At 77.1% G+C, this 18,604-nt stretch carries 15 protein-coding genes and 1 pseudogene; 10 read left to right on the plus strand and 6 right to left on the minus strand.

The genetic code is table 11. The features are described 5' to 3' along the window. Positions 1–17: 17 nt before the first annotated feature. A complete protein-coding gene (locus HUT06_RS20850; RefSeq protein ID WP_176197271.1) occupies positions 18–1,040 on the minus strand; it encodes an Rv2578c family radical SAM protein in 1,023 nt (340 codons plus the stop codon). A 174-nt stretch (positions 1,041–1,214) separates the two neighbouring features. Between HUT06_RS20850 and HUT06_RS20855 the strand changes: the two genes are divergently transcribed. The 3 genes from HUT06_RS20855 (at position 1,215) to HUT06_RS20865 (ending at position 4,069) form a co-directional block, all read left to right on the plus strand. After that, on the plus strand, positions 1,215–2,870 hold the full coding sequence (locus tag HUT06_RS20855) for a glycoside hydrolase family 10 protein (RefSeq protein WP_176197272.1): 1,656 nt from the start codon (positions 1,215–1,217) through the stop codon (positions 2,868–2,870). A 57-nt stretch (positions 2,871–2,927) separates the two neighbouring features. After that, positions 2,928–3,128, plus strand: coding sequence for a DUF3040 domain-containing protein (locus tag HUT06_RS20860; RefSeq protein ID WP_176197273.1), 201 nt, complete (start codon positions 2,928–2,930; stop codon positions 3,126–3,128). 371 nt (positions 3,129–3,499) lie between these two features. Further along, positions 3,500–4,069 (plus strand): ATP-binding protein, encoded by a 570-nt coding sequence (locus HUT06_RS20865; RefSeq protein ID WP_176197274.1) that lies wholly within the window; start codon positions 3,500–3,502, stop codon positions 4,067–4,069. A 116-nt stretch (positions 4,070–4,185) separates the two neighbouring features. Here the strand turns inward: HUT06_RS20865 and HUT06_RS43880 are convergent, their stop codons facing one another. Continuing rightward, positions 4,186–5,370: a YafY family protein gene (locus HUT06_RS43880; RefSeq protein WP_217711365.1), complete on the minus strand. Its 1,185-nt coding sequence runs from the start codon at positions 5,368–5,370 to the stop codon at positions 4,186–4,188. A gap of 75 nt (positions 5,371–5,445) precedes the next feature. On the opposite strand from HUT06_RS43880, the pseudogene HUT06_RS20875 reads away from it, so the two are divergent. After that, positions 5,446–5,592: pseudogene (locus HUT06_RS20875) on the plus strand (AAA family ATPase); the annotation flags it as partial. 167 nt (positions 5,593–5,759) lie between these two features. On the opposite strand, the gene HUT06_RS20880 reads toward HUT06_RS20875, so the two are convergent. Beyond that, positions 5,760–8,618 (minus strand): hypothetical protein, encoded by a 2,859-nt coding sequence (locus tag HUT06_RS20880; RefSeq protein ID WP_176197275.1) that lies wholly within the window; start codon positions 8,616–8,618, stop codon positions 5,760–5,762. A gap of 199 nt (positions 8,619–8,817) precedes the next feature. On the opposite strand from HUT06_RS20880, the gene HUT06_RS20885 reads away from it, so the two are divergent. Continuing rightward, the gene (locus tag HUT06_RS20885; protein ID WP_176197276.1) at positions 8,818–9,828 is read left to right on the plus strand and encodes an EamA family transporter; all 1,011 of its coding nucleotides are present in this window, start codon (positions 8,818–8,820) and stop codon (positions 9,826–9,828) included. Positions 9,829–9,893: 65 nt separating this feature from the next. On the opposite strand, the gene HUT06_RS20890 is transcribed toward HUT06_RS20885, so the two are convergent. Next, positions 9,894–10,766 carry an ABC transporter permease gene (locus HUT06_RS20890; protein WP_176197277.1) on the minus strand — a complete coding sequence of 291 codons (873 nt, stop codon included), beginning with the start codon at positions 10,764–10,766 and terminating at the stop codon, positions 9,894–9,896. A 39-nt stretch (positions 10,767–10,805) separates the two neighbouring features. Continuing rightward, a complete protein-coding gene (locus HUT06_RS20895; protein ID WP_176197278.1) occupies positions 10,806–11,753 on the minus strand; it encodes an ATP-binding cassette domain-containing protein in 948 nt (315 codons plus the stop codon). Positions 11,754–11,848: 95 nt separating this feature from the next. Between HUT06_RS20895 and HUT06_RS20900 the strand changes: the two genes are divergently transcribed. Beyond that, positions 11,849–12,589, plus strand: coding sequence for a TetR/AcrR family transcriptional regulator (locus tag HUT06_RS20900; RefSeq protein ID WP_176197279.1), 741 nt, complete (start codon positions 11,849–11,851; stop codon positions 12,587–12,589). Positions 12,590–12,638: 49 nt separating this feature from the next. After that, the gene (locus HUT06_RS20905) at positions 12,639–13,736 is read left to right on the plus strand and encodes a hypothetical protein (protein ID WP_176197280.1); all 1,098 of its coding nucleotides are present in this window, start codon (positions 12,639–12,641) and stop codon (positions 13,734–13,736) included. Positions 13,737–13,758: 22 nt separating this feature from the next. Here the strand turns inward: HUT06_RS20905 and HUT06_RS20910 are convergent, their stop codons facing one another. Next, the gene (locus tag HUT06_RS20910) at positions 13,759–14,199 is read right to left on the minus strand and encodes a thioesterase family protein (RefSeq protein WP_176197281.1); all 441 of its coding nucleotides are present in this window, start codon (positions 14,197–14,199) and stop codon (positions 13,759–13,761) included. 172 nt (positions 14,200–14,371) lie between these two features. Here HUT06_RS20910 and HUT06_RS20915 point away from each other — a divergent pair, with 172 nt between their 5' ends. The 3 genes from HUT06_RS20915 to HUT06_RS20925 all read left to right on the plus strand — a co-directional run bounded on the left by HUT06_RS20915 (position 14,372) and on the right by HUT06_RS20925 (position 18,472). Further along, positions 14,372–14,743: a nuclear transport factor 2 family protein gene (locus HUT06_RS20915; protein ID WP_176197282.1), complete on the plus strand. Its 372-nt coding sequence runs from the start codon at positions 14,372–14,374 to the stop codon at positions 14,741–14,743. Positions 14,744–15,224: 481 nt separating this feature from the next. After that, entirely contained in the window at positions 15,225–16,463 is a 1,239-nt protein-coding gene (locus tag HUT06_RS20920; protein WP_176197283.1) for an AI-2E family transporter, read from the plus strand. 137 nt (positions 16,464–16,600) lie between these two features. Further along, positions 16,601–18,472 carry a glycoside hydrolase family 3 protein gene (locus HUT06_RS20925; protein ID WP_176197284.1) on the plus strand — a complete coding sequence of 624 codons (1,872 nt, stop codon included), beginning with the start codon at positions 16,601–16,603 and terminating at the stop codon, positions 18,470–18,472. Positions 18,473–18,604: the final 132 nt, after the last annotated feature.

Genomic DNA, 18,604 nt, shown 5'->3' on the forward strand with positions numbered 1-18,604 from the left:
CGGCGGCGCGGGGCGGGTCACAGGAGGGTGAGCTGCTGCGGGCGCCGGGGCGGCGCGGCGGAGGCGGGACGGTGCCCGGCGCGGCGGCCGATGCCGTACTCGGCGGCCAGGCCGCGGACGCGGCGGGCGATCGCCTCCTGGTAGTCGCGGGGGGCGTAGGCGCCGCCGCGGTACAGGCGCGCGTAGGGGGCGACCAGGTCGGGCCGGTGCTCGCGCAGCCACCCCAGGAACCAATCGCGGGCGCCGGGCCGCAGGTGCAGCGTGATCGCCGACACCGAGGTGGCGCCCGCGTCGGCGATCTGCCGGACCGCGGCCGCCAGCTGGGCGGGGGAGTCCGACAGGTAGGGCAGCACCGGGCCCATCAGGACCGAGCAGTCGATCCCGGCGTCGTTGAGCGCCGCGCAGGCCTCCAGGCGGCGCCGCGGCGGCGGGGTGCCCGGCTCGGTCAGCCGCCACAGGTCGGGGTCGACCGTGCCGACCGACACCGCCGTGCCGACCCGGGTGCGGGCGGCGGCCTCCTGCAGCAGCGGCAGGTCGCGCAGGATGAGCGTGCCCTTGGTCAGGATCGAGAAGGGGTTGGCGGCGTCGGAGAGGGCGGCCAGGATGCCCGGCATGAGCCGGTAGCGGCCCTCCGCGCGCTGGTAGCAGTCGACGTTGGTGCCCATCGCGATGGGCTCGCCCCGCCACCGCGGCGCGGCCAGCTCGGCGCGGACGCGTTCGGCGGCGTTGACCTTCACCACGATCCGCGAGTCGAAGTCCGCACCCGCGTCCATGTCGAGATACTCGTGAGATTTGCGGGCGAAACAGTAAAGGCAGGCATGGGAGCAGCCCCGGTAGGGGTTGACCGTCCAGCGGAACGGGACGCGGGAGGCCTCCGGGACCTTGTTGATGACGGTGCGGGCCCGGACCTCGTAGAAGGTCATGCCGCGAAAGCCCGGGGTGTCGATCGTCCGCGCGACGGCCCGCCGCTCGATCAGCGGCTGCTGCCGCGGGGCTCCGGCGGCGGTGGCGTCGTCCAGCCGCAGATGGTCCCAGCGCACTCCGCCCCCTCCGAGCCGTATTCGAACACGTGAACGATCAGCGCGTCCGGCCAGTATGGAACGGGTGTTCGAAGATCGCAAGGTGAAGGGCGGGTGAAACGGGACGGTGGGGTAGGACACGGACATCGTGGTTCCGGCCCGAGCATCGCAACGGGTGCGTAACAATGGGCCGCTATGGCATGGCGAACCAAGATCCGGGCAGTGGCGGCGGCGACGGCCGCGGGGGTGTCGGCGCTCACGCTCGCCGCCTGCGGCATCCCCGCCTTCGGCGACCGCGAGGGCGGCGGGCGCGGCGCGGTCCCCCCGCCCGGCGCGGCGGCCGAGTGCCCCCGCGTCGCCGCGCCCGGCGACTCCGCGCACCGGCAGCTGCGCGGCATGTGGATCGCCACCGTCGGCGGCATCGACTGGCCCAAGGACGCCGGCGGCTCCGCCGCCGCGCAGAAGAAGCAGTTCACCGAGCTCCTCGACACCGCCGCCGCGATGAACATGAACGCGGTGTTCGTCCAGATCCGCCCGAACTCCGACGCCTTCTACGACTCCCCCTACGAGCCGTGGTCGCAGTGGATCACCGGCACCCAGGGCAAGGACCCCGGCTACGACGTCCTGGCGTTCATGCTCAAGGAGGCCCACGCCCGCAACCTGGAGTTCCACGCCTGGTTCAACCCCTACCGGGTGTCGCGGCAGGACGACGTCGGCAAGCTGCACCCCAAGAGCCCCGCCCGGCAGCACCCCGACTGGGTCCGCAAGTACGGGACCGGGCTGTGGTACGACCCCGGCCTGCCGCAGGTCCGCGACCTGGCCGCCAAGGCCGTCATGGACGTCGTCACCAAGTACGACATCGACGCCGTCCACTTCGACGACTACTTCTACCCCTACCCCGAGGGCGGCGACTTCCCCGACGACGCCTCCTACAAGGCCTACGGCAAGGGCCAGAAGCGCGCCGACTGGCGCCGCCGCAACGTCGACACCCTCGTGGAGTCCCTGTCCCGCAAGATCCACGACGCCAAGCCCTGGGTGCGGTTCGGCATCAGCCCCTTCGGCGTCTGGCGCAACAAGAGCAGCGACCCCGCCGGATCCCCCACCCGCGCCCTGCAGAGCTACGACGACATCTACGCCGACACCCGCAAATGGATCAAGAAGGGGTGGATCGACTACATCACCCCGCAGCTGTACTGGCCGATCGGCGACCCCCGCGCCGACTACGCCGACCTCGTCGCCTGGTGGGCCGCGCAGGTCAAGGGCACCGGCGTGCAGCTGACCATCGGGCAGGCCGCCTACCGCGTCGGCGCCGACAGCGCCTGGAAGAACCCCGCCGAACTGTCGCGCCACCTCACCCTGAACGCCAAGTACCCGCAGGTCCGCGGCGACGTGTTCTTCAGCGCCTCCGACATCGCCGCCAACCGCCGCGGGTTCGCCGCCCGGCTCCGCGACGACCACTACGCCCGCCCCGCCATCCCGCCCCCCGCCCCGGCCGGCACCTCGGCCGGCGGCAGCGGCGGCAAGACCGGCGCGGACGGCGGCACCGGCACCGCGGCCGCGCCGCCGGCCGTCCGCGGCACCGCCGCCGCCCCCGGCGGCAAGGGCGTCCGCGTCACCTGGCAGCCCGCCGAGGGCGCCGCCTCCTACGCCGTCTACCGGGTCGAGGGCACCCGCCCCGGCTGCGCCCCCGTCGACCCCCGCACCCTCATCGCCGCCGTCCGCGGCGGCGGCATCATCGACCCGACCGCCGAGCCCGGCCGCGCCTACACCTACTACGTCACCGCGCTGGACCGCCTCCACCGCGAGAGCGCCCCCGGCCGCGGCGCAACGGCCACCGCCGCGAAGGGATAATGATCATGATCTCTGGGGAGGAACCAGTCACCTGACCACCCCCCGGAGGTTTGAAGCATGGCGCTGTCGATGGAGGAGCAGCGGATCCTCACCCAGATCGAGGTCCGCCTGAGCGAGGACGACCCGCGGCTGGCCCAGCGCCTGTCCCGCCACGGCACCCCCCGCGGCCGGCGGACCCGCACCATCGTCCTCGCCGCCGCCGCCGTCATCATCGTCCTGGCCGCGGTCGGCGCCGGCATCGCCGCCGCCGTCCTGTAACACCCGCCCAGCCCCAGCCCGCGCGCACGCGAACGCCGAGACCCCGGCGAGATCCGATCTCACCGGGGCCTCGGCGTTCAAGCCGGTGTGGAGGTCGCCTCACGGCGAAAGGCACAACGAAGCTCCAGCCCGGACCGCATGGGACCGGCGGTATTCCCCGAAGGCATCAGGTAGAGCCCGGGGGACACATGCCACACCGACCCCTCCACTGTAACGGCTCCCTGCCCGTGCCTCCGCCACCGCCACCCCCGCGCGGCGTCCACCTCACCCCGCAGTGAGGGTTGTCTACGCCCGTGCACCGCCCCGCGCGCGGGCGCGTCCTGACTATGACCGCACACCGCGCAAGGCGCACCGAACCGGGGGACACCACCATGACCACCACGGGGACGACACGGCCCGCAGCCGCCGCACCGCCCGGCACCCCGCCCGCCCGCGACCAGGAGACCGACCCCACCGCCGGGGGCCGCGCGGCGGCCGCCTGGGACCTGCCCGCCCAGCCCCGCGCCGCCGCCCGCGCCCGCGACCTCACCGCCCGCGCCCTGCGCGGCTGGCACGTCACCGACCCCGACGACACCGCCGACATCGTCCTCATGGTCGACGAACTCGTCACCAACGCCGTCGTGCACGGCACCGGCCCCGTCCACCTCGCCCTGCGCCTGGACGGCGACCCGCACGGCGGCCCGAACAGCCGCCCGGGCGGTGGACCGGGCGGCGCCCTGCTCACCGCCGAGGTCAGCGACGCCGACCCCGCCGCACCCACCGCCCCCGGCGCACCGCCCCGCGTCCTGGACTGGGCCGAGGCCGGCCGTGGACTGCTCCTGGTCGCCGCCCTCGCCACCGACCACGGCGCCCGGCCCCACCCGCCCGGCAAGACCGTCTGGTTCACCCGCCGCACCGCCCCCGCCCACCCCGTCACCCGCGAAGACACCGCCGCGCCCTGACCCGGCCGCGCCTGAGCCACCCGTCCTCACCCGCCCGTCCTTGCCGCGCCCCCGGACCGCGCCCACCGGGCACACGAACCGGGTACGGGGGCGGCGCCGCCGGGCCGGGGGGCGGTTCAGGCCTGGAGGGGGCAGCGGTCGATGACCCATGCCTCCTCCTCACCGCCCGCCGGCGGAGGCGGCGGCTCGTCGGTGAGGCGGTCCAGATGCCACTCGACGTGCGCCAGCGGCCCGCGCCAGCCCGCCAGCAGATCCGCCAGCGGGCGCGGCGGCCCCGGCGGCCCGTACGGGCGCGGATCGGGCAGCTCGCCCACCCACAGCGCGTCGTCGCAGCCCGCCGCCCAGTGCCCCACCGACGCCAGCACCTCCTCCAGGTCGCGCACCAGCTCGCCCAGCGACCGCGGCGCCATCGCGTCCTGGATCACCCGCTCCCGCGCCTCGTAGGGCAGGTCCCGGCCGAACACCGGCGGGAAGTCGGGGCGGCGGCCCGCAAGGACCGGCTCCTCGCCCGTCGCCGCCGACCGGATCGCCGCCGCCTGCCACCGGCTCCACTCCGCCAGATGCCCCAGCGCCGCGCGCAGCGCCGCCGCGCCCGCACCCGGGCCCGCGCGGGCCCCCGGACCCGACCCGCCCGCCGGCCCGCCCGCCGACCCGCGGACGGGGCCGTGCGCCTCGGCCGCCGCGTCCCGCAGCCGCGACCGCACATGCTCCAGCCGGTCCAGCGTCCACGCCCGCGCACGCGCCGGGTCGGCCGGCCCGCGCGGCCCCGCGCCCGCCGCCTCCGCCGGGCGCGGCACCGGCACCCGCAGCGCCGCCAGCAGCCCGTCCAGGTCGCGGACCTGCGCGCCCCGCCCCGACAGGAACGCCGCGCCGATCCGGTCGAGCCGGAACATGCGCGGCCCGTCCCGCATCCGGCACCACCCCACCAGGTACTCCCCGTAGGGGGCGATGACCAGGCCGTGCGCCTCTACGTCCCGGAAACTGCGCGCCCCCGACCGGCCGGTGTAGGCCAGCCGCACCACCCGGCGGGTGCGGACCGCCTCGGTCAGCGTGCCCCGCACCGGGCCCGTCAGCGACCCCGCCTCGCCCAGCGGCGCCGGGTCCGGCTCCGCCGGCAGCGCGTAGCCGCGGCCCCTGCCCGCCCGCACCGGCAGGCCGCCGTGCGCCAGCAGCTCCAGATCGCGGCGGACGGTCCGCTCGCTCACCTCCAGCCGCGCCGCCAGGACCGCCGGGTCCAGCGGCTCGGGCGAGGCCGCCCGCAGCTCCGCGACGAGCGCCAGCAGCCGGTCAACGCGATCCACGCCCCCATCGTGACCCGCGGCACCGACAATCCACCGCCCCGCGGGGACCCAAAACCCTTACCCCGTTCTTCGGTGGACTTCGTCCTCGCCGACGAGATCAACCGCGCCCCCGCCAAGGTCCAGTCCGCCCTCCTGGAGGTCATGGCCGAACGCCAGGTCTCCCTCGGCGGCCGCACCTACCCCCTCCCCAAGCCCTTCACCGTCCTCGCCGCCCGCGGGCCGAACGTGCCCGGTATCGGGATGGCCGTGTGCGCCTGCCCGGTCCTGGCAGACCCAGGCACGGCAGCCCTGGATCGCGCGGGGCTCTGGGTGCTTGGGCCCGCTGGACCGGGCCCCCGGCCGAACGGGGTCGCAGGCCGAACCGGGCCGCGGGCCCCCGGGCCGGGTGGCTACAGCTCGGCCGCCAGGCCCGCGAAGTCGGCCGCCGTCAGCGACAGCGCGCTGCCGATCGCCTGCGTCGCCTCCGCGCTGCCCAGATGCCGCGTCGCGGCCCGGTCCAGGTAGGCCTCCACCAGCCGGGCGCCGGTCAGCCGCCCGCGCGGCCGCAGCGACCCCGCCTCGCGGTTCACCACCGCCCACGCGTCCGCGCCCAGCCGCAGGCTGCGCTCCTCGGCCAGCAGCCCCACCAGCGCCGCCCGCGCGGACGGCGCCGACAGGTCCGGCAGCCGCACCGCCCGCAGGTCCGCGGTCAGCTCCGGCGACGCCGCCGACAGCTCCCCGACCCGGTCCGGCTCGCACGTGCCCAGCAGCGCGGTGTCGTTGACGCCCTCCAGCCGCGTCCGGTACAGCACGGACGCGTACGCCGCGCCGTCGGCCTCGTCCAGGATCAGGCCGTCCAGGCCGTCCAGCAGCAGCACGTGGCCCGCGTGGTCCTCCAGCGCGGCGCGCAGCCCGTCGGGGCCGTGCTCGCGCAGGTCCTCGGCGTGCACGGAGTGGACCTCGCCGCTGGAGGCCTCCACCTCCGCCAGCGCGCGCGCCGCCATCCGCGCCAGCCGCCGCTGCCCGCTGGAGGGCGCGCCGATCAGCAGCAGCGCCGGCGCCGACGCGCTCGACACCTCCTGCCCGCGCAGCCGCCGCGCCCACTTGCCGCGCCGCCGCACCTCGGTGACGACGCGCTCGATGTCGTCGGCGCCGCACAGGAACCGGATGCCGTACGCCTCGGCGACCCGCGGGTCGGGTCCGGGGTCCGGTGCGGCCGGCGGCGGGGGCGGCGGCTCGGGCGGCGGCGGCAGGTCCGCGGGCCGCGCCGGCTCGGCCACCGGACCCGGCGGTGGAGCCGGCTGCGGGACGGGCGGCTGCGGGACGGGCGGCTGCGGGACGGGCGGCGGGGCCGCGGGCGGTGCGGCGGCGCCGGGCCACGCCGGGCCCGGGTCGAGCTGGGTCTTGAACGCGTCGGTGTCCAGCTGCGTGCGCTGCGGCTCCGACGGCCACACCGGGTCGGGCGCCGGCGGCGGGTACTGCACCTGCGCGGGCGGCCGGCCGGCCGCCGCGTCCCCCGCCGCGTCGGCGGTCGTCGGCTCCGCGGCCCGCGGCGGCGGCACCGGGTCCGGTGCCCGCTCCGGTGCGGGGACCGGTTCGGGCGGGGAGGGCGCGGGAGGAGGGGGAGGCGGCGCGATCCGCGGCGGCGGCGCGTCCGCCGCGAACGGATCGGCCGGCGGCGGCACCGGCGCGGCCGACGCCTCCGGTACGCCGGGCGGTCCGGGAGCGGGCGGCTCGGGGGCGGCCGGGGGAGGGGCGGGCGCCACCGCGGGCGGCGGGCCCGGCGCGTCCTGCGCCGGCTCGGGCACCGGCGCGACCGGCTGGTCGCCGCCAGACCCGGCGCGCTCGGCGGCCATGTGGGCGCGGGCCGCCTTGATGATGTCCCACGCCGACAGCTCGTCGGTGGACGGCGGGGTGTGCATCGCCGGGGACGTCAGCTCCGCCGCGACCGCCTGCGGCACCGCGAACCCCGTCGCCGGCGGCGCGACCTGCGCCAGCCGGCACCACGTCAGCCCGAGGGCGTAGGTGGTGGCCAGCAGCGCGGCGAGCGCGTCGGCGTCGTCGCCGCGCAGCGCCTCGGGCAGCCGCCCCTCGCGCGGCCACAGCTCCCGCAGCGGGCTGGCCGGATCCGACAGCACGGTCTGCAGCGTGCGGACGCTGTCGGGGTCCAGCCACCGCTGCAGCGCCGCCAGCGCGCCCGGCGCCGCCTGCAGGTCGGCGGCCAGCACCGCGATCCCGGCGCGGCGGACCTCGTCGTGGCCGCGGCCCGGCGCCGACGGGCGCGTCCCGGTCAGCCCCGCGACGATCTGCTGCAGGTCGTACAGGGCCAGCCGCAGGTACTCCCCGGGCGCGGTGTCGCGCAGCATCGGGGTGGCGTACTCGGCGGGGCAGCGGCGGCGCCACTCCTGCAGGACGGCGTCGGGCCCGTACCGGACGGTCGCCATGTCCTGCCCGACCATCCGCAGCGACGCCGCCGTCACCGCGGCCAGCGCGTCGGCGCCCGGCCGGAACCGGGGGTCGGCCTGCAGGCCCGCGGCGACCTCGTACATCACGCGGGCGACATGGGCGGCGCCGCCGCCGTCGCCGGCGCCGAGCCGGTGGATGTAGTAGCCGGCCAGCGTGGCGAAGTCGGGCGGCATCATCCAGTGCAGCCGGTCGGCGGAGGTGGTCAGGAACGGGATGAACGACTCGATCAGCGGGTGCTCGGTCAGCGCGACCGGTGACCCGGCGCACCACAGCAGCGCCCCCCACGCGGCGGCGACCGTGCTGGGGGTGCCCGGCTGGAACATCGGGTCGCGGTGGGCGAACTGCTGCGGGTTCACCGCCAGCGCGGTGGTGAGCGCCTGGGAGATCCGCGCCACCACGGCGGTGTCGGGCACCGGCCCGAGGAACCCCGTCGAGGCCACCCGTCCCGCCGACAGGTCGGGGCCGGTGGGGAACAGCTGCGGCGGGACCGGCGGGGTCCCGGCGCCCTGCGGCGCGGGCACCGCGACGCGGCGGTCCTCGAACGCCGCCGGCGGCGGGCAGGGGTGCCAGCTGCCGTCCAGGCCGCACCGGTACCAGCGGCCCCACGCCCCGTACAGCCACCACTCGCCGGCGCCCCACAGCATCCGCGCGGCGACCTGGGCCGCGCGGTCGGCGGGCTGGGCGGTCTGCCACCACGGCGAGGCCACCAGCTCGCGCACGTTGCCCTCGACCGAGGCGAACAGGTCGCCGCTCGGGCCGCCTCCGGTTCCGCCGGGCCCCGCCCCGGCCGCCTGCCAGCTCATCCGGCGAATAGTAGTCGCCCGGTGCGGGCCGTCCGGCATCGCCCGAATTACGGGCCGGTATCCTCCCCTCGGCATGTAAGGACTGTTCTGGCAGGATGCTGCTTAGCCGCCGCGCGGGCGTGCGGGCGCGTCCGGGCGGGCGCGGCGCGCGGGGGCGGATTCGGGCGGATTCGGGCAACGCGGCGGAGAGGCGGCGGGCATGGCGGCGGGGACGGCGGGGACCGGCGGCGCGGCGCGGACCCGGGCGGCCGGGCTCGGGCTGGCGCTGCTGTCCTCGGTGTGCTTCGGCGCGTCCGGGCCGTTCGGCAAGGCCCTCATCGAGGCCGGGCTCGGCCCGCTGCAGGCGGTGTGGCTGCGGATCGCGGCCGCCGCGCTGGTGCTGGTCCCGCTCGCCGTCCTGCTGCGCCGCGCCGCGCTGCGGAACCTGCGCCCGCACCTGCGCGTCCTGGTCCTGTACGGGCTGACCGGCGTCGCCGGGTGCCAGGCCTGCTACTTCGTGGCGGCGTCGCGGCTGCCGGTCGGCGTGGCGATCCTGCTGGAGTTCAGCGGCCCCCTCATCGTGCTGGGGTGGCTGCGGCTGGTGCGCCGCGTCCCGGTGCACCGCACGGCCGCCGTCGGCGTCGCGGTCGCGATGGCCGGCCTCGCCCTGGTCGTGCAGGTGTGGACGGGCCTGTCGCTGGACCCCGTCGGGCTCGCCGCCGGGCTCGGCGCCGCCGCCTGCCAGGCCTGCTACTTCCTCATCGTCGACCGGCTCACCGGGAGCGTGGACCCCCTGGTCATCACCTCCGCCGGCAGCGTCGTCGCCGCGGCCGCGCTCGGCGTCCTCGCCGCGCCGTGGGCGCTGCCGTGGGACGTGCTGGCCGCGCCGGTGCCCGTCGCCGGGCACACCGCGCCCGGCTGGACCCTGGTCGCCTGGATCGCGCTGGTCAGCACCGTGCTGGCCTACCTGACCGGCGTCGCCGGGCTGCAGCGGCTGTCGGCCCAGGTCGGCGCCGCGATCTGCTACACCGAGGCCGTGGCCGCCGCGCTCATCGCCTGGGCCGTGCTCGGCGAGCGCCTCACCGGGCCGCAGCTGGCCGGCGGCGCGATCGTGCTGACCGGCGCCTACCTCGCCCAGCGCGCCGCGCCCGCCCGCCCCGGCGGCCCGCCCCCGCCGGCAGGGGCCGGCCGCCCCGGCCGCGCCCTCGGCGAGCCCGTCCTGGACGGCTGACCCCCGGCAGCGCCGAGACCCGCGCCGAGGGCCCGTGCCGAGGCCTCCGGGTCAAGGGCCCCGGGTCAGGGGTTCTCGGCGCGGAACCGGCGGACGCCCAGCGCCACCGACACCGCCAGCAGCGCCGCCGCGACCAGCGTCCCCTGCGCGACCGCCGCACTGGCGTAGTCGCCGAGGAACGCCGCGCGGGCCGCGTCCACCACGTACCGGAAGGGGGTGAACCGCGACACCGCGTCCAGCCAGCCCGGCGCCAGGCCCATCGGCAGCAGGATCCCCGACAGCAGCATCAGCGGCAGCGTCACCGACGACAGCAGCGGCGCGAACGCGTCCTCCGAGCGGGTCCGCATCGCCAGCACGTACGACAGGGACGCGACGCTGACGGCGAGCGCCACCGCGAACGCCAGCCCCGCGGCGATCCCGCCGGCCGGGGCGCGCAGCCCCAGCGCCAGCCCCGCCGCGACCAGCAGCACCCCCTGCACCGCGATGACGGCGGTGTCGCGCAGGACGCGGCCCAGCAGCAGCGCGGTGCGGCTGACCGGGGTGACCCGCAGCCGCTCCACCACCCCCGACCGCATCTCCGCCAGCAGCCCGAACCCGACGAACCCGGCGCCGAACAGCGCGAGCTGGATCAAGATCCCGGGCACGAACACCTGCCAGGCGTCGCCGCCGCCGAACCCGCGCACGTCCGCCAGGTCCGACAGCAGCGGCCCGAACAGCACCAGGTACAGCAGCGGCTGCACCGCGCCGAACACCACCGCGACCTTGCTGCGCAGCGTCTGCCGCAGGTACCGCAGGAAGATCAGCCGGGTGTCGGACACGACCCGCGCCAGTGCCGTGCCCGGACCGGCCGCCGGCGGCGCCGCCGGCGGCCAGGGTGCGGCCGGCCGGTGCGTGGACGGCGGGGACGGCGGGGACGGTTCGGGCGATGGAAGCGGCATGGCAGGACTCCTTGCTGGTGCGGGGGAGGGGGAACGGGGTCAGGCGGCGTCGCGCAGGGCGCGGCCGGTGGCGGCGCGGAACACGTCGTCGAGGGTGGGGCGGGCCAGGCTCAGCGACGCCAGCTCGACCCCGGCGCCGTCCAGCGCGCGGATCAGCGGCATCAGCGCCTTCTCGCCGTCCTCGACGGTGAGGCGCACCCGGCCGCCGGCGACGGTGGCCTCGCGGACGCCCGGGTGGTCCGCCAGCGCCGCGCGGGCGGGTTCGCAGCCGGCCGCGGCGGCGGGCTCCAGGGTGACGACGTCGCCGGCGACGCGGCGCTTGAGGTCGGCGGGCGGGCCCTCGGCGACGATGCGGCCCCGGTCGATGATCAGGATCCGGTCGCACAGCGCGTCGGCCTCGTCCAGGTAGTGGGTGCTCAGGAACACCGCGGTGCCCTCGCCGTCGCGCATGGCGCGGATGTGGTCCCACAGGTCGCCGCGGCTCTTGGGGTCCAGGCCGGTGGTGGGCTCGTCCAGGAACAGCAGCGGCGGGCGGTGCACCAGCCCCAGGGCGATGTCCAGGCGGCGGCGCTGCCCGCCCGACAGCGACCCCGCCGGCCGGGCCCGCAGGTCCGCCAGGTCCAGGCGGGCGCACAGCGCGGCGATCCGCGCGGCGCGGTCGGGGACGCCGTACAGGCGGGCCTGCAGGTCCAGTTCCTCGGCGGCGGGGACGGCGGGGTCGGTGCCGCCGCCCTGCGCGACGTAGCCGATGCGGCGGCGCACGCCCGCCGGGTCGCCGCGCAGGTCGCGGCCGGCGACGGTCGCGGTCCCGGCGGTCGGCGCCAGCAGCGTCGCCAGCATCCGCAGCGTGGTGGTCTTCCCGGCGCCGTTGGGGCCGAGGAACCCGACGATCTCGCCGGGCGCGACCGACAGGTCCACGCCGCGGACGGCCTCGACGGTCCCGTGCCCGCCGGTGAAGGTGCGGGCGAGCCCGCGCGCCTCGATCACGATGTGCTCCTCCTCGGTGACAACCCCGGTAGCGTAACCCCAATTTTGCAGTGACACCAAATTTTCAGTGACTCCAGTGCGGGTATGTTCATGGCATGGCTGAGGAGCTCGGCGGGCCCGAACCGGGGCTGCGGGAACGCAAGAAGCGCCAGACGCGGCGCCGCATCTCCGACATCGCCACCGGCCTGTTCCTGACGCGCGGCTTCGACGAGGTCACCATCGCCGACGTCGCCCGCGCCGCCGACGTGTCGGTCAACACCGTCTTCAACTACTTCCGCACCAAAGAGGACCTGTTCTTCGACCGGCAGGACGAGGCCGTCGAGTCCGCCGCGCGCGACTTCCTCGCCCGCCGGCCCGGCGAGAGCGCCGCCGCGCTGTTCCGCCGCCGGTTCTTCGAGGACCTGGACGCCCGCGGCCACCGCACCGGCCTCAACGACGGCTCCCAGGACTGGGTCCGCACCGTCCGCGCCAGCCCCGCCCTCAGGGCCCGCCAGCGCGAGATCGGCCGCCGCGCCAAGGACCGCCTCGCCGCGCGCATCGCCGAGGACACCGGCGCCGGCCCGGGCGACATCGCCCCCCGCGCCGCCGCCGCGATGATCTTCGCCGTGCAGACCGTCCTGGTCGAGGAGATCGCCGACCGCAGGAGCGCGGGGGAGACCCTGGAGGAGATGCGCGACGACGTCTACGCCGCCGCCGCCCGCGCCTTCGACCTCCTCGAACACGGCCTCGGCGGGTACGCCGCCGCGCCGCCCGACCCCGGCGGCGCGCCCGCGGACGGCACCGGGGGCGGCACCGGGGACGGCACCGGCCGCGGGGAGCCCGCCGCCGGAAAATGAGTGCCGGGGCACTCGAGATCGTTCCTAGACTCCATGGTTGCGGAGGCCGATGACCATGGACACCCCCACACTCCTCGCCCACCTGCGCCGCCACGGCGCGCCCCTCACCCTGCCCCCGGGAGCACCCCTGCGCTGGGACGACGCGCAACTGCACCGCGCCGCCCACGCCCGCGACGCCGAACGCTACGCGCTGCTCGCCCTGGTGCCCGGTGCGGCGCCCTGGCAGCGCGCCCGCGTGCTGCTGCAGGTCCTCGCCGCCTCCCAGGCCGGCCTCGGCGACGGCGCCCGCGCCGTGCAGGCCCGCGCCGCCCGGGTGCTGTCCCTCGGACTGCCGCCCGCGCACGTCGTCACCGTCCTGCTCGCGCTGCGGCGGCTGCGCGCCAACCACAAGCACACCACCCGCGCCGCGCTCCGGTTCGTCCTGGAGCACCCCGGCGCCGACGCGCTCATCGCCGCGCGCCGCGCCGCGCTGCGTGACTGCTTCGAGCACGCCCTCGGCGCCGCCGCCGCCCGCGGCTGCGCCCGCCGCATCGCCGCCGGCGACACCGGCTCGGACTACCTGCGGCGGCGCCTGCTGCGGTTCCTCACCGACCCCGCCGCCGCGCCCGCCCGCGTCCAGGCCCTCTACCGGCCCGGCGACCCCGCCGCGCCGCCGCCGGACATGCCGGGGGAGCCGGCGCTGCCCCTCGACCGCCCCCTGGACCGGCCCGGCGCGCTCCCGCGCTTCGCCGGGACCGTCGCGCTGGTGCTGGACGCCCCGGCGCCCGGCCGCGCCCGCCCCGAGGAGGCCGCGCTGCGGGCGGCCCTGGCGCGGGTCTGCGACCGGCTGGAGGTCATCGAGACCGGCGCCGGCGGCCCGGCCGCCGCCGTCACGGCCGCGCTCGCCGCCGGCCCCGACCTGGTCGCCGTCCTCACCCGCGGCCCCGGCGGCCCCCACGCCGCGACCGCGTTCCCCGCGGCGGCCCCCGTGGTGTTCTGCCGCGCCCCGGCCCCGCACGGGCCCCGCCGCGACGACCTCGCCGGGCCGCTGCCGTGGCTGCTCGGGCACTGCGCCGCCGGCGCCCCCTGGCTGCACGCCGCCCTGCACGCCCGCCTGGACGACCTGGAACGCCGCGCCGACGCCCTCACCGCCCGCCTCGCCGCCTGACCGCCCCGCCCGGCGGCGTGCGTCAGGCCGGCGCGGCGCCCGGCGCCTGCGCCGCCCCGTCCAGGAACGGCGCCAGGGCCGACCTCACCCGCTCCGGCATCTCCCGCTTGCCCTTGGACGCCGGGTCGATGAACACGTGCCGCACCTCCCCGTCGGCGATGAGCCGCCCGCCCGCCCGGAACACCGGACGCACCACCATGCTGGTCGTCCCCAGGCGCGCCACCGGCATCGACACCTCCAGCAGCTCGTCGAACCGGGCGCCCTCCCGGAACCGGACCCGCGCCTCGGCCACCACCAGGTCGTAGCCCTCGCCCACCATCTCCCCGTAGTCGCCGATCAGCGCCCGCCACATCTCCGTCAGCGCCACGTCGTAGTAGAAGAGGTAGTGGCCGTTGAACACCACGCCCTGCTGATCGCACTCGCTGTACCGCACCCGCAGCCGATGCGTGAACACCTCACCCATACCGGGCATCCTGCCCCATCACGCCCGCCCCCGCGCCCCCCCGACCTCGACATGCCCGCCACCCGATTTCCATAACGGGTACTTCTGGGAGCTAGAAGAGCCATCTCTTGGACTTATGGCGCGGCGGCGGCCACGCTGGGAGCCGAAGCAGACCCGACCACGAAGGACGACCGTGACCGCGCACGAGAAGGCCATGCGGCCCGAGGACATCACCCGCCTGTTCGTCGAACGCTCCAACGCCGGGGACGCCGCCGGCGTCGCCGCCCTCTACGAGGAGGACGCGGTCATCGCCTACCCGCCCGGCTCGCGGACCACCGGCCGTGACGCGATCCGCCGGCTGTGGGAGAAGGTGCTGGCCGCCCGCCCCCGCTTCGAACCCGAGCAGCCCCTGCCCACCCTGGTCAGCGGCGACCTCGCCCTCACCGCCACCCCGCCCCGCGACGGCGCCGGAGCCCGCGCCCAGGTCGCCCGCCGCCAGCCCGACGGCTCCTGGCTGCGCGTCCTGGACCAGCCCGAGTTCCTCCCGCCCGGCACCACCCCCTAACCCGCGGCCTCCGGCGGCCGGCGCCCGCGGCGGGGGGCGATCTCCGCTCGGGCGGGCGCTCCGCCATGGTCAACGAGACGACCATGGCTGTAGAACGGGGACCCGGCGGCCCCGAACGGCTGGGACGGTAGGAGCTGACCGGCCGGCTCGGCGAGGGCGGACAGGGCGTCGTCTACGCCGGGCGCGGCCCGGACGGCGGGAAGGCGGCCGTCAAGCTGCTGCGCGCCCACGCCGCACGCGACCCGAAGGCGCGCGAGCGGTTCGTGCGCGAGCTCGGCGCGCCGGGCCCGCGCGCCGCACGTCCACCGCCACCCCTACGGCCGGGCCTCCCACGGCCCCGGCCCGCTCGCCCCGCACCCGGCCGGCCGCTGGTCCGGCGTGGCCGGGCGGCGCGGTGCGGAGCTGAAATCCCGGCAAAGATTGGGCCCGGCGCGGTGCGGGACGTCCGCAATGCCCGATCGGATGCCGTTAACGTGCGGGAATGCCGCAGACGCCCGGCCCGCCGCCCGGCGACACGCCGGCCTACGCGCCCGCCGACATCCCGCCCGACGCCCCGCCCGGCCCGCCCGGCGGCCCCGGCGGCCCCGGCGCGGACGGCCGGCCCGGCGGGGAGCGGCCGCAGCGGATGCCGCCCTGGCTGCCCAAGGCGTTCATCCTGGCCGGCGCGACCGTGCTGGCGTTCATGGGCGGGCTGTGGCTGCTGGAGCGGCTGCGGGACCTGCTGGTGCTCCTGCTGATCTCGCTGTTCCTGGCGTTCGCGATCGAGCCCGCGGTGAACTGGCTGGCCCGCCGCGGCTGGCGGCGCGGGCTGGCGACCGCGGCGATGTTCGTGGTCGTCGGAGTGCTGCTCGCCGGGTTCCTCGGCGGCATCGGGTCGCTGCTGGCCACCCAGGCCGCCCACCTGATCGGCGGGTTCCCCGACTACGTCCGCGACGTCATCGGATGGGTGAACTCCACCTTCGGGACCAACCTGTCGCAGCAGACCCTGTTCCAGCGGCTCCCCACCGTCACCGACACCCTGTCGCGCCACATCACCGGCCTCGCCGGGAACGTGTGGGGCATCGGCACCACCGCGTTCGGCGTCATCTTCAACGCCCTCGGCGTGCTGCTGTTCACCTTCTACCTGTCGGCCGAAGGGCCCCAGTTCCGCCGGACGGTCTGCTCCCTGCTCCCGCCGCACCGCCAGCGCGAGGTCCTGCGCGCCTGGGAGATCGCCGTCGACAAGACCGGCGGCTACATCTACTCGCGGGGCCTGCTCGCCCTCATCTCCGGCGTCGCCCACTACGCCGCCATGGCCGGTCTCGGCGTCCCCTACGCCGCGACGCTCGCGCTGTGGGTCGGGGTGGTGTCGCAGTTCATCCCCGCCGTCGGCACCTACCTCGCCGGCGCGGTGCCCGTCCTGATCGCGCTCACCGACTCCCCGGCCACCGCCCTGTGGCTGCTGCTGTTCATCCTCGCCTACCAGCAGCTGGAGAACTACCTGCTCCAGCCGCGCATCACCGCCCGGACCCTGGACATGCACCCCGCCGTCGCGTTCGGGCTCATCCTCGCCGGCGCCGCCGTCGCCGGGCCCGTCGGGGTGCTGCTGGCCATCCCGTTCGGCGCCAGCCTCCAGGCGTTCGCCGGCGCCTACGTGCGCCGCTACGACGTCGAGGAGCACCCCCTGACCGAACCCGACGCCCCCGCCGGGCGCTGGTGGCGGTGGCTGCGCCGCAACTGACCCCGCCCGCGCGGGCGTCCTTTACCCGACCGTGGGGCGGATCGTCGAGCATTGCCGTGGACGGCGCCGCCCGCCCGGTCTACCGTGCCAGAAGGAACCTTGATCATCGGGCAGCTCGGGGGCGGGAGGGAGCCGTCATGTACCGTCCCCGCACGCGCCGCCGCCGGTGGCTCGCCGGGCTCACCGCCGGGACGCTCGCCGCGACCGGCCTCGCCATGGCCGGCCTGCCCGCGGCCGGGCCCGCCGCCATCGGCCCGGCCGCCGCGCAGGCCGCGCCGCCGCACGGCGGCAAGGACCCCGCGCTGCTGCGGATCCTGCGGTCGATGTCCCTGCGGGACAAGGCCGCGCAGCTGTTCGTCCTGCAGGTCCACGGCACCAGCGCCACCACCGGCGACCCCGCCGCCGTCGCCGCCAACCGCCGCCTCTACGGCGTCGACAACGCCGCCCAGGTCGTCGCCCGCTACCACCCCGGCGGGTTCATCTACTACGGCGAGAACGTCACCGGCCCCGCGCAGGTCGCCGCGTTCTCCAACGGCATCCAGCGCGCCGCCCTGGCCCAGCCGCACCGCATCCCCGCCACCATCGCCACCGACCAGGAGGGCGGCATCGTCGCCCGGATCCAGCCGCCCGCCACCCAGTCGCCCGGCGCGATGGCGCTGGCCGCCGGACGCCGCACCGGCGACGCCCGGGCCCTCGCCGCCATCACCGGCCGCGAACTGCGCGCCATCGGCATCAACCAGGACTACGCGCCCGACGCCGACGTCAACACCGACCCCGCCAACCCCGTCATCGGCGTCCGGTCCTTCGGATCCGACCCCGCCCTGGTGTCGGACATGGTCACCGCCCAGATCGGCGGCTACCGGTCCGCGGGCGTCACCGCGACCGCCAAGCACTTCCCCGGCCACGGCGACACCACCACCGACTCCCACACCGGCGTCCCCCGCATCGACCACACCCGCGCCGAATGGGAGCGGCTCGACCTGCCCCCGTTCCGCGCCGCGATCCGGCACGGCGTCGAAGCGATCATGACCGCGCACATCGTCGTGCCGTCGCTGGACCCCTCCGGCGACCCCGCCACCCTGTCGCGGCCCATCCTCACCGGCATCCTGCGCGACCGCCTGCACTACCGCGGCGTCATCGTCACCGACGCCCTCGACATGCAGGGCGTCCGCGACAAGTACGGCGACGAGAACATCCCCGTCCTGGCCCTCAAGGCCGGCGCCGACGTCCTGCTCAAACCGCCGCTGGACGACCACGGCGACGGCGTGTTCCCCCGCCAGCTCGCCGCCGTCGTCGCCGCCGTCGAGAACGGCGAGCTCACCGAACGGCGCATCGACGAGTCCGTCTACCGGATCCTGGACCTCAAACGCCGCCGCGGCCTGTTCCGCGACCCCTACGCCGACGCGTCGAAGGTCGCCGAGCGCGTCGGGACGCCCGCGCACCTGGCCGCCGCGCAGCGCGCCGCCGACCGCACCACCACCCTGGTCCGCGACGACGCCGGCGTCCTGCCGCTGCGCCCCGGCGCCCGCGACGTCCTGGTCACCGGATGGGGCGTGTCCACCACCGCCGCGCTCGGCACCGAACTCGCCCGCCGCGGCGCCACCGCCACCGTCCGCCAGACCGGCATCAGCCCCGGCCCCGCGCAGATCGACCAGGCCGTCGCCGCCGCCCGCGGCAAGGACCTCGTCGTCGCCGTCACCAACCGCGCCTGGGACATCAAGGAAGAAAACGGCCACAACGGCCCCGGGCAGATGAACCTCGTCAAGGCCCTCCTGGCCACCGGCACCCCCGTCGTCGTCATCGCCGTCCGCGACCCCTACGACATCGCCTGGTTCCCCGGCGCCCCCACCTACCTGGCCACCTACTCCTACACCGCCGAGGCGCTGCGCTCGGCCGCCAAGGCGCTGTTCGGGGAGATCGACCCGCGCGGGCGGCTGCCCGTCGCCATCACCGCCCGCGACGACCCCGCGACCGTCCTCTACCCGTTCGGGCACGGCCTCGGCTACTGACCCCCGCATTCACCGCGCGCGGCCGCGAACCGGCCGCGCGGACCGGCCGGAAAGACCGCGGGCCCGGCGCGGGACGGCGGCAGCCGCCCGCACCGGGCCCCAACCTCGCGTTCCAGGCGCGGCTCAGGCGCG

Source organism: Actinomadura sp. NAK00032 (assembly GCF_013364275.1).
In the GTDB taxonomy this organism is placed as follows: domain Bacteria; phylum Actinomycetota; class Actinomycetes; order Streptosporangiales; family Streptosporangiaceae; genus Spirillospora.

Bases quoted from the DNA above. Each gene is read 5' to 3' on its own strand.
- HUT06_RS20920 (WP_176197283.1), top strand. From the start codon at position 15,225: ATGCCGCAGACGCCCGGCCCGCCGCCCGGCGACACGCCGGCCTACGCG.
- HUT06_RS20880 (WP_176197275.1), bottom strand. From the start codon at position 8,618: ATGAGCTGGCAGGCGGCCGGGGCGGGGCCCGGCGGAACCGGAGGCGGC.
- HUT06_RS20885 (WP_176197276.1), top strand. From the start codon at position 8,818: ATGGCGGCGGGGACGGCGGGGACCGGCGGCGCGGCGCGGACCCGGGCG.
- HUT06_RS20925 (WP_176197284.1), top strand. From the start codon at position 16,601: ATGTACCGTCCCCGCACGCGCCGCCGCCGGTGGCTCGCCGGGCTCACC.
- HUT06_RS20910 (WP_176197281.1), bottom strand. From the start codon at position 14,199: ATGGGTGAGGTGTTCACGCATCGGCTGCGGGTGCGGTACAGCGAGTGC.
- HUT06_RS20900 (WP_176197279.1), top strand. From the start codon at position 11,849: ATGGCTGAGGAGCTCGGCGGGCCCGAACCGGGGCTGCGGGAACGCAAG.
- HUT06_RS20855 (WP_176197272.1), top strand. From the start codon at position 1,215: ATGGCATGGCGAACCAAGATCCGGGCAGTGGCGGCGGCGACGGCCGCG.
- HUT06_RS20865 (WP_176197274.1), top strand. From the start codon at position 3,500: ATGACCACCACGGGGACGACACGGCCCGCAGCCGCCGCACCGCCCGGC.
- HUT06_RS20905 (WP_176197280.1), top strand. From the start codon at position 12,639: ATGACCATGGACACCCCCACACTCCTCGCCCACCTGCGCCGCCACGGC.
- HUT06_RS20860 (WP_176197273.1), top strand. From the start codon at position 2,928: ATGGCGCTGTCGATGGAGGAGCAGCGGATCCTCACCCAGATCGAGGTC.
- HUT06_RS20890 (WP_176197277.1), bottom strand. From the start codon at position 10,766: ATGCCGCTTCCATCGCCCGAACCGTCCCCGCCGTCCCCGCCGTCCACG.